This window comes from Streptomyces globisporus, assembly GCF_003501885.1.
GTDB lineage: Bacteria > Actinomycetota > Actinomycetes > Streptomycetales > Streptomycetaceae > Streptomyces > Streptomyces globisporus_D.
In genome coordinates this window covers 1-12,706 of record NZ_QWFA01000213.1, presented here as the reverse complement: position 1 = coordinate 12,706, position 12,706 = coordinate 1, and the positions used below count along the sequence as shown (strand labels likewise).

Sequence of the window (12,706 nt, the reverse complement as noted above, 5' to 3'; positions counted from 1 at the left end):
TCCCGAAACCGCGCCCCGGACCCCGACTCCTCCCCGGACCCCGCCTCCGGCACCCCGAACACCGGAAGCAACCGCGAAGGCCCTCTCCGCAGCAGTCCGGGCGGCAGCAGCGAGAGCGGGTCCAGATAGGCGTCCCCGCGCCGCAGCCCCCAGTGCAGGCAGCCCGCCGCGCAGTGGAACGGCCCGTCCTCCAGCACCCCGACCGGCCGCCCCGCGCGCGCGGGCGCGCCCTCCTCGACCAGCGACCGCACCGGCTCGTACGTGGTGCGCAGCGGTGGCGAACCGCTCCCGGCCACCTCGATGGCGAGCACCCCGCGTCCCGCCACCCGCCCCGCGAACGACACCCGGCCGTCGGCAGCCGCCAGCACCCGGGCACCTGGCCCCGCCGCGAGGTCCACGCCGCGGTGGCCGGGCCCGTACGGACCGGCGGGCGGCTCCCACCCCCGTAACACCGCCGGTCTCCCCGCCAGCGGCCAGCTCCGGTCCCCGGCTTCCGCGCCCGGGCCGTCCGTGTCCACGTCGGCATCCGCACCCGGGAGGGCCGCCGACGCCCCGGTCGGCACAGCGGCTGTGCCCGGCCCGGTCGGCACGGGTGGCCCGGTGAGCCCGGCCGGACCGGGCGGAAGCAGCACGTACAGCAGGAGCCCCAGGAGCAGGAGCGGCAGCAGGGGGCGGTGGGCGGGGGAGCGACGTGGGCCGGGGTAATGGCGCATGTCCGCAACGATGTCCCGGAGGCCGGGACTCCGGGGATCATGGACCGTTCCTGTGGACTACTCACCGGTTGTGGACATCCTCGTCACCCGATCGTGGCGCCGCCGTCACCTGGCCCTGGGTATCGCCGTCACCCGGCACTCAGCCGGTCCCGTACACTTCTTACGGCGATCCGGGTCACCGGGTCGACTTCGCACGCCCCGCCACCTCCCTCTTCTCGGAGGTGGCCGCGCTCCTCGGTCCCTCGTGGCACGGCGCGTCGGGGCGTCAGGCGCGAACGCAAACCTGCGGTCGCGATAACCGAGTACCTCAAGGAGTACGGCCATGGCCGTCGTCACGATGCGGGAGCTGCTGGAAAGCGGCGTCCACTTCGGTCACCAGACCCGTCGCTGGAACCCGAAGATGAAGCGCTTCATCTTCACCGAGCGCAACGGCATCTACATCATCGACCTGCTCCAGTCGCTGTCGTACATCGACCGCGCCTACGAGTTCGTCAAGGAGACCGTCGCCCACGGCGGCTCCATCATGTTCGTGGGTACGAAGAAGCAGGCCCAGGAGGCCATCGCCGAGCAGGCGACGCGCGTCGGCATGCCGTACGTCAACCAGCGTTGGCTCGGTGGCATGCTCACCAACTTCTCCACCGTCTACAAGCGCCTCCAGCGCCTGAAGGAGCTGGAGCTCATCGACTTCGAGGACGTGGCCGCCTCCGGCCTCACCAAGAAGGAGCTCCTGGTCCTCTCGCGCGAGAAGGCCAAGCTGGAGAAGACCCTCGGTGGTATCCGCGAGATGCAGAAGGTGCCCAGCGCCGTCTGGATCGTCGACACCAAGAAGGAGCACATCGCCGTCGGTGAGGCGCGCAAGCTCCACATCCCGGTCGTCGCGATCCTCGACACCAACTGCGACCCCGACGAGGTCGACTACAAGATTCCGGGCAACGACGACGCGATCCGCTCCGTCACCCTGCTCACCCGCGTGATCGCCGACGCCGTCGCCGAGGGCCTCATCGCCCGCTCCGGTGCCGCCACCGGTGACTCGAAGCCGGGCGAGAAGGCCGCCGGCGAGCCCCTCGCCGAGTGGGAGCGCGACTTGCTCGAGGGCGACAAGAAGGACGAGACCGCGGCTGCCGCCGAGGTCCAGTCCTCCGCCGAGACCGAGAAGGTCGCCGACGCCGAGAAGCCGGCCGAGGCCGTCGCCGAGGCCGAGGCTCCGGCCGCGGACGCCGAGCAGGCCTGACACCCGTCACGGCTTCTGACGGCGGGGGCCGACGCCACGAGCGTCGCCCCCGCCGTTCACCCGTAGATCTTTCAGACTTCGAGAGAGACATACAGACTCATGGCGAACTACACCGCCGCTGACGTCAAGAAGCTCCGCGAGCTCACCGGCGAACGGCGGGGCCGACGCCACGAGCGTCGCCCCCGCCGTTCACCCGTAGATCTTTCAGACTTCGAGAGAGACATACAGACTCATGGCGAACTACACCGCCGCTGACGTCAAGAAGCTCCGCGAGCTCACCGGCGCCGGCATGATGGACTGCAAGAAGGCGCTCGACGAGGCCGACGGCAACGTCGACAAGGCCGTCGAGGCGCTCCGTATCAAGGGCCAGAAGGGCGTCGCCAAGCGCGAGGGCCGTTCCGCCGAGAACGGCGCCGTCGTCTCCCTCATCTCCGAGGACAAGACGTCCGGCGTTCTGCTCGAGCTGAAGTGCGAGACGGACTTCGTCGCCAAGGGTGACAAGTTCCAGGCCGTCGCCAACACGCTCGCCGCGCACGTCGCCGCGACCTCCCCGGCCGACATCGCCGCGCTCCTCGCCTCCGAGATCGAGCCCGGCAAGACCGTCCAGGCGTACGTCGACGAGGCCAACGCCAACCTCGGCGAGAAGATCGTCCTGGACCGCTTCGCGCAGTTCACCGGCGAGTACGTCTCCGTGTACATGCACCGCACCATGCCCGACCTGCCCCCGCAGATCGGTGTTCTGGTCGAGCTGGACAAGGCCGACGCCGAGCTGGCCAAGGGCATCGCGCAGCACATCGCCGCCTTCGCCCCGAAGTACCTGTCCCGCGAGGACGTCCCGGCCGAGGTCGTCGAGGCCGAGCGCCGCGTCGCCGAGGAGACCACCCGCGCCGAGGGCAAGCCCGAGGCCGCCCTCCCGAAGATCGTCGAGGGTCGGGTCAACGGCTTCTTCAAGGAGGCCACCCTCCTGGGCCAGCCGTACGCGCTGGACGCCAAGAAGTCCGTCCAGAAGGTTCTGGACGAGGCCGGTGTCACCCTGAAGCGCTTCTCGCGCATCAAGGTCGGCATCTGAGTCCGTCCGGGCGAACAGCACCGGACCCGATAGGGTCTGGTGCAGTCGACGGCCGCACCCACGCCGGACGACCGCAGATCTGACGAGGAGGCCATTGCCGCTGTAGGGACACCAGACCCACCGGCAATGGCCTTCTTCGTATGTGCACGAGGAGAATTTCCATGGACAAGGGCGCGGACGCCATTCAGGCCGACGACAAGCGCGACGACGACAAGGGTTCCGGGCGCTTCATGCTGAAGCTCTCCGGTGAGGCATTCGCCGGCGGCGGCGGTCTCGGCGTCGACCCCGACGTCGTGCACACCATCGCCCGCGAGATCGCCGCCGTCGTCCGCGACGGCGCCCAGATCGCGGTGGTCATCGGAGGAGGCAACTTCTTCCGTGGTGCCGAGCTCCAGCAGCGCGGCATGGACCGGGCCCGGTCCGACTACATGGGCATGCTCGGCACCGTCATGAACTGCCTGGCGCTCCAGGACTTCCTGGAGAAGGAAGGCATCGACTCGCGCGTCCAGACGGCCATCACCATGGGCCAGGTCGCCGAGCCGTACATCCCGCTCCGTGCCGTACGGCACCTGGAGAAGGGGCGCGTGGTGATCTTCGGCGCCGGTATGGGCATGCCGTACTTCTCCACCGACACCACCGCCGCGCAGCGCGCCCTGGAGATCGACGCCGAGGCGCTGCTCATGGGGAAGAACGGTGTGGACGGGGTCTACGACTCCGACCCGAAGACCAACCCCGGCGCGGTGAAGTTCGACGCACTGGAGTACGGCGAGGTGATCGCACGCGATCTGAAGGTCGCCGACGCCACCGCCATCACGCTCTGCCGCGACAACAAGCTGCCGATCCTCGTCTTCGAGCTGACCGCCCTGGGCAATATCGCTCGCGCGGTCAAGGGTGAGAAGATCGGCACGCTCGTGAGCGACGCGAGCACCCGGGCCTGACGGCCCCCCAGGATGGACAACGGCCTGCCGGTCGGACACCGTGCAGGTGAGGACGCGACGCAGGACCCGCAGGGCGCGGCGATGACGACGCCGGGCCCACCCAAGACACGCAGGAGCACGTGGTGATCGAAGAAATCCTCCTCGAGGCCGAGGAGAAGATGGAGAAGGCCGTTGTCGTCGCGAAAGAGGACTTCGCCGCGATCCGTACCGGCCGCGCGCACCCGGCGATGTTCAACAAGATCGTCGCCGACTACTACGGCGCGCTGACCCCGATCAACCAGCTGGCCTCGTTCTCGGTTCCCGAGCCGCGGATGGCCGTCGTGACGCCGTTCGACAAGACCGCGCTGCGCAACATCGAGCAGGCGATCCGCGACTCCGACCTCGGCGTCAACCCGAGCAACGACGGCAACATCATCCGGGTGACCTTCCCCGAGCTCACCCAGGACCGCCGCAAGGAGTACATCAAGGTCGCCAAGACCAAGGCCGAGGACTCCAAGATCTCGATCCGCTCCATCCGCCGCAAGGCCAAGGAGAACCTCGACAAGCTCGTCAAGGACAAGGAGTCCGGCGAGGACGAGGTGCGCCGCGCCGAGAAGGAGCTCGACGACACCACCGCGAAGTACGTCGCGCAGGTGGACGAGCTGCTCAAGCACAAGGAAGCCGAGCTGCTCGAAGTCTGATGAACGACTCTTCCTGGGGCGCCCCGCAAGGAGCCGGTTACTGGGGCACGCCCGAGATGAGGGCTGCCCCGGCGGGTCCTGCCCACGATGTGCACGGCGCCCAGCAGACTCGGCCCATGCCCATTGTGCCGGACGTTCCCGACGCAGGTAGAGACGCAGACGCAGAGCCGCAGAGCCGCGACGACCGGGACGGGGGCGCCGCGCTCATCAGCGGCCCCCTGTTCCGTGACGAGATGCCGCAGGAGCCCATGTCCACCCCGCTGCCGTCCCCGCCGCAGAAGAAGCGCGCGGGGCGTGATCTGCGCGCCGCCATAGGGGTCGGCGTGGGTCTCGGCGCCGTCATTGGCGTCTCGCTGTTCATCGTGAAGGCCGTCTTCATCGGCGTCATAGTGATCGCCGTCGTCGTCGGCCTGTGGGAGCTCACCTCCCGCCTCCAGGAACGCAAGGGCATCAAGGCGCCCCTGATCCCGCTGGCCGTCGGCGGAGCCGCGATGGTCGTCGCCGGTTACGCCCGGGGCCCCGAGGGCGCCTGGGTCGCCATGGCCCTGACCGCCCTCGCGGTGCTGGTCTGGCGGATGACCGAACCACCTGAGGGCTACCTCAAGGACGTCACCGCCGGGGTCTTCGCGGCGTTCTACGTCCCGTTCCTGGCCACCTTCGTCGCCCTGCTGCTGACGGCGGACGACGGGCCGTGGCGGGTGCTGACCTTCCTCGTCCTCACGGTGGTCAGCGACACCGGGGCGTACGCGGTCGGCTGGCGCTTCGGCAAGCACAAGCTCGCCCCGCGCATCAGCCCCGGCAAGACCCGCGAGGGACTGCTCGGCGCGGTCGCCTTCGCCATGGTCGCCGGCGCGCTCTGCATGGAGTTCCTGATCGACGACGGCGCCTGGTGGCAGGGCCTGCTGCTCGGCCTCGCGGTCGCGGGCAGCGCCACCCTCGGCGACCTGGGCGAGTCCATGATCAAGCGGGACCTCGGGATCAAGGACATGGGCACCCTGCTCCCCGGCCACGGCGGCATCATGGACCGGCTGGACTCGCTCCTGCCGACCGCACCGGTCGTATGGCTGCTGCTGGTGCTGTTCGTGGGCTCCGGCTGACCCCACGGCACCCCGGGACCCCGTCCCACCTGCACGTTCCACGAGTGAGGGTCCGTCGTCCACAGGGCGGCGGGCCCTCACCCGTATGTCTGCGACACTGGATGAACCATGCCTAAGCCCGGAGAACTGGCGGCGATCCGGCAGCGAACAGCCCCTGACCAGCACGTTTAGTGCTGGTCAGGGGCCGTTCGTGTGCTACTGGGCCGTCTCTGGGCCGTCAGGCCCGTCGGAGGCGGACAGGAACAGCCCGTCAATGGCGTTCCGGGTGCGCTCCTGACTGGACGGCATGAGGTGCGCGTACACCCGCAGCGTGAGTGCGGGGTCGGTGTGCCCAAGGTACTGGCTGACCGCCTTGATGCTCTCGCCAGCGTCCAGCAGCACCGACGCGTAGAAGTGCCGGAGCGCGTGCATGCCGTGCTCGCGGGCGGATTCGTACTTCCCGTCCAGGGCGCTAGGGATGAGGCCAGCCAGCGCGATGGCGGGCTTCCATTCCTGGATGTTGAAGTTGCTCCGCCAGACGACTCCGGATGCGGTGTTCGTGAACAGGAGGCGTGCCGTCACCTTCGGGCCGTCAGGCTTCCGCCACGGCAGGGTGACTTCAACCGGCTTGCAGTTGTCCATGTGCGCTCGCAGGGCTTCGGCCACCGAGGACGGGAGCGGGACGTCTCGCTCCTTGCCGCACTTCGGTGGGGCGAACACGGCCTTGCCCTGGATGAGCTTCACCTGCCGGACGACCCGCAGGATGCCAGCCTCGAAATCGACCGCGTCCTCAGCGAGTCCCACAATTTCCCCTTGCCGAAGACCGCAGCCAGCGCCTGTGTCCACCATGGTCCGGTAGCGCTCAGGAAGGGCTCGGCGGACCGCTTGAACCTGTGAGGGCAGCCATGGGATGACCCGCCGCCGTTCGACCGATGGCGGGCGCACGGACTTCGCGGAGCACGGGTTGCGGGGGAGGAGACCGTCGTCCACGGCCGCACTCAGTACGGCTCGAACGTCGCCGTAGATGTTGCGCGCGTACGCCCCGCTCACGCCCGGGTTGGACTCAAGGGCGCTCACCAGGTCGCGAAGGTGTTCCGGCCGGAAGGAGTCGAGCGGGCGCGACCCGAGGACGGGGAAGGCGTGCAGGCGTAGCCGCTGCTCGGTGACGATCTGGCTCGACAGGTCCGCGCTGTGTGCCTTGAGCCACTTCTCGGCGTAGCCCTTGAACGTGACCCGGGCTGCGCGCGGATCGATGTACTGGCCTCGGGACATGTCGGAAGCGACGTTGGTCAGCCAGTTCTCAGCGAGTCGCTTCTGTCGGTCCGGGAAGGACTTGGACTTCTCGGTGCCGTCGGGGCCGACGTAGCGGGCGCGGTAGCGGAGGCCGATGCCGTATCGCTCACTCTTGACGCGGCAGGGCTTTCCGTCGGGCCCGGGTTCGGTTTTGTACCAGCGGTCTTGGATGTGGCCGGCCACAGGGTGCTCCAGTCGGGGATGCGGCAGGGGCGCGACCGGTGGTGGTCGCGCCCCTGTGAGTGGTTGTGGTGCGGGTCAGGCCGCGTCGCGCTCGGCTTCGGTGAGCGCCTTGATCCAGGCATGGACAGCGGTGGGGTCGTAGCGGAGGTGCTTGCCGATGCGGAAGCCGGGCGGGCCGGTGCGCTTCTTGCGCCAGGCGTAGACGGTTTCAAGTGGGACGGTGAGGAGGGCGGCGATGTCCTCGGGGGTCAGGTAGCGATCGGGGAGTCCAGCGCGGAGCGTCGCCGTGATTGCGGCTGCCATGGATGTCTCCTGGACGGCGGGTTCGGGGCGGGGCCCCTTCCTGTCAGGTCCGCTACCTCCGCTACCTCCGCTACCGCCCTGGTCAGGGGCTTGTTTGTGGTAGCGGATGGGGTAGCGGTAGCGGATGGATGCCGCTACCGGCCCTGCCTTACGACGAGGTGTGGCCGGTAGCGGGTAGCGCTCAGGTAGCGGAGGGGAAGAGGGTTGCCGCTACCGTTTCCGGGGCGCTGACCTGCGCGGTAGCGGAGGTAGCGGAGGTAGCGGCTTCTGAGGGGGGTGGGGGGCAGTACCGCTGCCAGGCGTCGTGGAGATCGAGGGCGTAGTAGCCCTTGAGGACTGTCCCGGCGGTCTTGATATTGCGGGCCTTGACCGGGGTGTTGTCGCTGGTCATGTACTCACCCAGCTTCTTGGCCAGGCCCCGGGAGTCGAGCGGGCGCCCGCTCATGTCGGCCCACGGTGCTTCGTCCAGGGCGCAGAGCCGGTCGAGGATTGCGACGGTCGGCATCCGGTCGATGCCTGCCATCACGTGGTCCCGCAGGTCCGTGAGCAGCCGGATGCCGAGAGATCCCTTGTCGTCGGCGCGGGCGGCATTGACCAGCTCCAGGCAGGCGGTGCGGGCGCGTTCGGGCCAGTCGCCCCCGGCGGCGTCCGCGACGGACAGCAGCGGTTCCCACACGTCTGCGGGCCGGTCGCTGACACCGTCGGGCATCTGCGGCCACCGGCCCGCGATGTCCTCCCGCACGGTGTCGGCCCACTGGGCGAGCCGTTCCCGCAGCGCCTGCCCCTCGGCCTCGTGGAGGCGGGCCCGGAAGGGCTCCACCGTCTCGTTCCGTGCGCGGCGGCGCATGCGGATGATGACGGAGCGGGTGGTGATGGTGTCGGGCAGGTAGCCGAGACCGCCGACCGCGACGGCGGTGTAGGAGGGGAACTCCACCACCGTCTGATTGCCCCCGTCCCCGACGCATCGGTAGGTGACCCCGGAGCGGCGGTGACCGGCGTTGAGAAAGCCGCGCAGCTCCTCGTTGTCTCCGGCCTTGGGGCCGAAGACGGTGTCGATCTCGTCGAACAGGATCGTGGGCCGTCCGGCGGGGTCGGAGACGGACCGGAACAGAGCTGCGGCCCGTGCGTTCACGGCGAGCATGGGGCGCGGGACCAGGGTCTCCACCACCTCCAGCGCCCGGGACTTCCCCGAACCGGGTTCCGGGGAGAGGAAGGCGAGACGGGGGGTGGAGTCGAACGCGTCCAGCAGGTGCGCGTGCGCGTCCCACAACGCCACGGCAACGTAGGCGGCTTCCCGGGGGAAGACGTTGAAGCGGCGGTGGAAGGCTTCCACCTCGTTCAGCAGCGCCGCACCGTCGATGGGCACGGCAGGCTGCGAGTTGGGGGTGTTCATGCGGCTTTCCTCCGGTGCTGCTCAGTGTGCGGGCAGTGGTCGACGCGGGCGCGGGTGGTCAGCTCGGTCACGGCGTTGCGGCCCCGGGCGCGTTCGTGGTGGCCGCAGGCGCACAGCCAGTCGGCGGCCGGGATCTGGTTGCGGCCGAGCCCTCGCACGACCAGGCCGGGGCGGATGCCGGTCACCGTGACCGCGTGCGGGTCAGGGCGAACAGCAACGCGGACGCCTTCGGCGACGCCTTTCGGCTCGCCACCGGTCATCCGTGCTACGGCGACGTTGGCGGCCTGCGGGGTGCTCGGGGTGGCAGGCAGGCTCTTAAGGCGGGGATTCGGGGCGGTGGTCATGCCGGCCGCCCCGGGTTGTTGGCGATGGACCAGTTCAGAGCGCTGGTCACGGCGGCCCTGCACTCGTTCTCGCGGAGTCCGGCCCGCAATCCCGCCGAATTAAGAGCCGCTTCTACCTCACTGCGGGCGAGGTCGCCGGACGGGATGAACCGCCCCAGAGCGCGGGCGGCCCGAACCAGCGTCCAGTTCCGTACGCCCTCCCCAGCCCCCGCGACGGCCGCTGTTTCGGCCCTGAGAGCCGCTGCGGCGTACCGGGAGGCCCGAACCGGCATGGGTGCAGCCATCAGACCCCGGACGGCCTGACGGGGCGTCAGGGGCGCGTACAGCCATTCCGGGAGTGGTACGGGCTCGGTGGGGTCGACCACCTCGTACGCACCGTGCGGAAGGACGCTTCCGGCGGCGACGACGTATCCGCCGTGGGCGCGGGTGTCGATGTGCGTGCCGAGCCTGCCCGCGCTGTTGCCGAGCCGGACCCCACCGGGGGCGGTGAAGTACAGGTGGTATCCACCGCTCGCGGTCCGGGTCCGGTAGGTGGCGGGGACGGTGTGCTCGGCGCGCTCGCAGAGCGCTTGCAGGGAAGTGACGCCGTCAGGCGTTCCTTTTGGGTCCTTGTCCTTGACCGGGTCCAGGTCCACCACGACCAGCCCAGACGGGCCCGTGGCGATCCCGACGTTGAACGCCCCCGCCGACCACGCCTTGCGGATGCGGTCGGGGTCGGTGGTGGCCCGCTGCTCCCACTTCCGATGACCGCTGGCGCAGTCACCGGTGCCGGGGCACGCGCTCTCGCCGTGAAGGGCGGGGCGCTTGTCGCCGGGGCGGAGTGGGAAGACGCGCCACCCTCGCTCGGCCGCAGCCAGCGCAGAGGCCCGTAAGGCCGCGTCCGGCACTCGCCGGATCAGGGTCGGTTGGGTCATGCTGGTGTCTCCAGTTCTCGTGAGTGGGTTTCTGGACGAGGGCGGCCCCGGCTTTGGCGAGACGGGGGCCGCCCTCATCAGTTGGTTTGGTCAGGCGGCCTTGTCGGCGGTGAGTCCGCCGTCCGGCTGGCGGGTGATGTGGCCGGTGTCGGTGAGGCGCTTGACGGCCTTGGACACCGTCCCCTTGGACAGCCCAGTGGTCTCGGCCAAGTCCTTCTGCCGTACCGGTGTTCCGGCGGTCTCGATCGCGTCAAGGATCCGGGCGTCCGTTCCGTCCACGGCCGCCACGACCGGGGTGGCCGGGGTGGGCTTCACGAGGGTGAGCGTCGGTGCCCCGGTGGCGGTGGCGGTGGGTGTGGTGGTGCGGGACCAGATGGGCTGGTCGGGGAGGGCGATGACGACGGCCTTGTCCATGTAGCGGACCTTGACCGGGTCGGGGCCCCGCTTGCCGTCGCGGATGAGCGCGACGCCGGGGGCGGGGAGTTCGTCGGCGTTCCAGCCCTTGGCCTGTGCGTCCTCACCGAGGACGACGCGGGCTTCGGCGGGGGTGCGGACGGCGAGGCAGATCGAGGTGCTGATCTGCGGGGCGATCTGCTTGGGGACGCCGTCGCCGATGGTGGGCTTCTGCGTCATCCACCACAGGTCGATGCACGCCGCCCGGCCCATGCGGGCGATCGACTCCAGACCCGGCAGCGCGCTGCGGGTGCGGACCTTCGTCTTCCCGTCGCCGTCCTCCTCGGGGAAGGGGACCTTGTCGGCGGCGGTGACGACTTCCGCGCCCTCGTCGACGACGACGGTGATGCGGGGCCGGTCGGGTGTGGGGCCCCAGGTGTCCTGTCCCTTGGGCAGGACGTTGAGCCGGTCGTGCATCTCGGCTTCCACCTCGTCCACCACGGCGATGACGTCCTCGGGGGTGGAGGCGACGCGGGCCCGGTGGTCCCACAACCGGCCTTCCACGCGCTTGAGGTCGATGATGACCAGCGCGTTCGTGTCGCCCTCGGACGCGTCGAACAGGAGCGGGCGGGACGCGACGCTCTTGCCCGCCCCGGACCGGCCCGCGATCAGCAGCCGCTCGCCCAGGGGGACGGTGACGTGTTCGCCGGTGACGGTGTCGATGCCGAGCGAGCGCCGTTCGGGCGCCCACAGGAGGTCGTCGCCGTCGGCGGCGCTGCGGGTGCGCAGGGTCAGTTCGGCCCAGCCGCCCTGCTTCCCGGCCTTGATTTGGAACCGCAGCCCGGTGCGGGCACCGAGCAGGGCGCGGATGTGGTCCTCGGATCCGCGCAGTTTGGTGGTGGTCCACTGGCCGTCGAGGCGGACCGCGACGACGATCCCGGACTCGGTCAGGCGCGGCCGGCCGGTCAGCGTCCCGGCGAGGCCGCGCTGTTCGGCGTGCTCGCGCCAGTGCTCGGGCTGGAGTCGCTTGAGCAGGTCGCGTTCCTCGGCGGTCGGCTCGATCGGGGAAGCCGCGGGGCGGTGGAGCAGTGCCCACAGGATCGTCCCGACGACGGCGACGCTCACGGCGACGGCCGCCCACATCCACACCCGGCCCGGGACGAGCGGCAGCCCCACGTACCCGGTCGCGGCGGTGACGAGCGCGGCCTTGGCGGCGAACAGCCACATCGGGTCGGGCACGCGCCGCTTGGCGGTGGCGAGTTCGCGTTCTGCGCGGTGGACGAGAGAGGTGACCCTCTGGGGGTCGGTGGCCTGCGCCTGTGCGAGAGCGGCGCGGGCGTCGCGGACGAGCGGCTTTCGGGTGGCTCGTAGGGTGCGGCGGCGGTCGGATTCCTTGGACCAGCGGTCGGCGGTCCAGCGGGCGGCGGTGGCTGCGTACTGGCGGTGGGTCTGCCAGGCTGATGGGTGACTCACGGGTTCCTCTCCAAGGGCTATGAGTCGGTGGGGGCGGGCCCGGCTTGGCCCGCCCTCACACGCGGGTGTGTGTACGCGGAGTAGTGGAGTTTCCGGTTTCCTGGTTTCCGACGGGGCCCCTACGCGTGTGCGCGCGAGGCGGGAAACTTCCGTCACCCTGCGTCGCTACGGGGGTCCTGGCGGCCGAACAGGGGCCGGGGGGTCTCAACCCACCTGGAAGGGGGTCCGACGCGCCTGCGGGGCGCTGGGCGGGTTCAGTGGGTGGAGCGGCCGAACCACCGGTTGTGAACCGTGGTGTGATGCACCGTCGCCGGTCGCCCGCCACCGAGGACGACGGACCCGATGCGGGAGGCGACGACGGCGACGGCGGCCCACATCATGAGCGACCCGAGACCGGCGGCGGCGCTGACGAGCTGACCGGCACCGAGGAGGAGCTGACCAGCACCCCACCCGGCACCACCGGCCAGCAGTCCGCCGGCGGCGATGCGCTGGGCGCGCGGGTCGAACAGCGGCTGCGGGGTCAGGTCACGCGGCTGGTAGACGGCTGGAGTGGTGGGCAGGTGCTCGCGGAGCACGGCAACCATGACCCCGTCCGGGCCCGGGACGTAGACGACCGTCCCGGCCTGCTCGGTGCGGAGCTGCACCGTGCCGGTGGTGGGGGCGGGCGGCGCGGTGGAGCTCCGCCCGGGGGGACCTGTATGGC

Annotated in this window: 13 protein-coding genes; 5 read left to right on the top strand and 8 right to left on the bottom strand. The window is 70.3% G+C overall.

Annotated elements, in window-relative coordinates; genetic code table 11:
• A partial coding sequence (locus tag D3105_RS29100; protein WP_133305720.1) for a M23 family metallopeptidase occupies positions 1-713 on the bottom strand: 713 nt, incomplete at its 3' end.
• A 322-nt stretch (positions 714-1,035) separates the two neighbouring features.
• Here D3105_RS29100 and rpsB point away from each other — a divergent pair.
• From rpsB to D3105_RS29075, 5 genes are all read left to right on the top strand, one after another.
• Complete coding sequence (rpsB, locus tag D3105_RS29095; RefSeq protein WP_019766411.1) at positions 1,036-1,944, top strand: 30S ribosomal protein S2; 909 nt, start codon at positions 1,036-1,038, stop codon at positions 1,942-1,944.
• 232 nt (positions 1,945-2,176) lie between these two features.
• A complete protein-coding gene (gene tsf, locus D3105_RS29090) occupies positions 2,177-3,013 on the top strand; it encodes a translation elongation factor Ts (RefSeq protein ID WP_006127914.1) in 837 nt (278 codons plus the stop codon).
• Positions 3,014-3,174: 161 nt separating this feature from the next.
• On the top strand, positions 3,175-3,951 hold the full coding sequence (pyrH, locus tag D3105_RS29085; RefSeq protein ID WP_118905931.1) for a UMP kinase: 777 nt from the start codon (positions 3,175-3,177) through the stop codon (positions 3,949-3,951).
• Between the two features lie 122 nt (positions 3,952-4,073).
• A complete protein-coding gene (gene frr, locus D3105_RS29080) occupies positions 4,074-4,631 on the top strand; it encodes a ribosome recycling factor (protein WP_006127917.1) in 558 nt (185 codons plus the stop codon).
• Positions 4,631-5,728 carry a phosphatidate cytidylyltransferase gene (locus D3105_RS29075; RefSeq protein ID WP_118905930.1) on the top strand — a complete coding sequence of 366 codons (1,098 nt, stop codon included), beginning with the start codon at positions 4,631-4,633 and terminating at the stop codon, positions 5,726-5,728. The genes frr and D3105_RS29075 overlap by 1 nt, the downstream gene beginning before the upstream one ends.
• Before the next feature lie 195 nt (positions 5,729-5,923).
• Here the strand turns inward: D3105_RS29075 and D3105_RS29070 are convergent, their stop codons facing one another.
• The 7 genes from D3105_RS29070 to D3105_RS29040 all read right to left on the bottom strand — a co-directional run.
• Positions 5,924-7,183 (bottom strand): tyrosine-type recombinase/integrase, encoded by a 1,260-nt coding sequence (locus D3105_RS29070; RefSeq protein ID WP_118905929.1) that lies wholly within the window; start codon positions 7,181-7,183, stop codon positions 5,924-5,926.
• Between the two features lie 75 nt (positions 7,184-7,258).
• Complete coding sequence (locus tag D3105_RS29065) at positions 7,259-7,486, bottom strand: helix-turn-helix transcriptional regulator (RefSeq protein WP_118905928.1); 228 nt, start codon at positions 7,484-7,486, stop codon at positions 7,259-7,261.
• A 181-nt stretch (positions 7,487-7,667) separates the two neighbouring features.
• Positions 7,668-8,879, bottom strand: a complete 1,212-nt coding sequence (locus D3105_RS29060) for a DUF3631 domain-containing protein (RefSeq protein WP_118905927.1) — start codon at positions 8,877-8,879, stop codon at positions 7,668-7,670.
• Positions 8,876-9,223 carry a hypothetical protein gene (locus tag D3105_RS29055; protein ID WP_240647062.1) on the bottom strand — a complete coding sequence of 116 codons (348 nt, stop codon included), beginning with the start codon at positions 9,221-9,223 and terminating at the stop codon, positions 8,876-8,878. The genes D3105_RS29060 and D3105_RS29055 overlap by 4 nt, the downstream gene beginning before the upstream one ends.
• Positions 9,220-10,137 carry a bifunctional DNA primase/polymerase gene (locus tag D3105_RS29050; protein ID WP_118905925.1) on the bottom strand — a complete coding sequence of 306 codons (918 nt, stop codon included), beginning with the start codon at positions 10,135-10,137 and terminating at the stop codon, positions 9,220-9,222. Before D3105_RS29050 ends, D3105_RS29055 begins: the two co-directional genes overlap by 4 nt.
• A 90-nt stretch (positions 10,138-10,227) precedes the next feature.
• Complete coding sequence (locus D3105_RS29045) at positions 10,228-12,003, bottom strand: MarR family transcriptional regulator (protein WP_118905924.1); 1,776 nt, start codon at positions 12,001-12,003, stop codon at positions 10,228-10,230.
• 254 nt (positions 12,004-12,257) lie between these two features.
• A partial coding sequence (locus D3105_RS29040; RefSeq protein WP_206272943.1) for a hypothetical protein occupies positions 12,258-12,706 on the bottom strand: 449 nt, incomplete at its 5' end.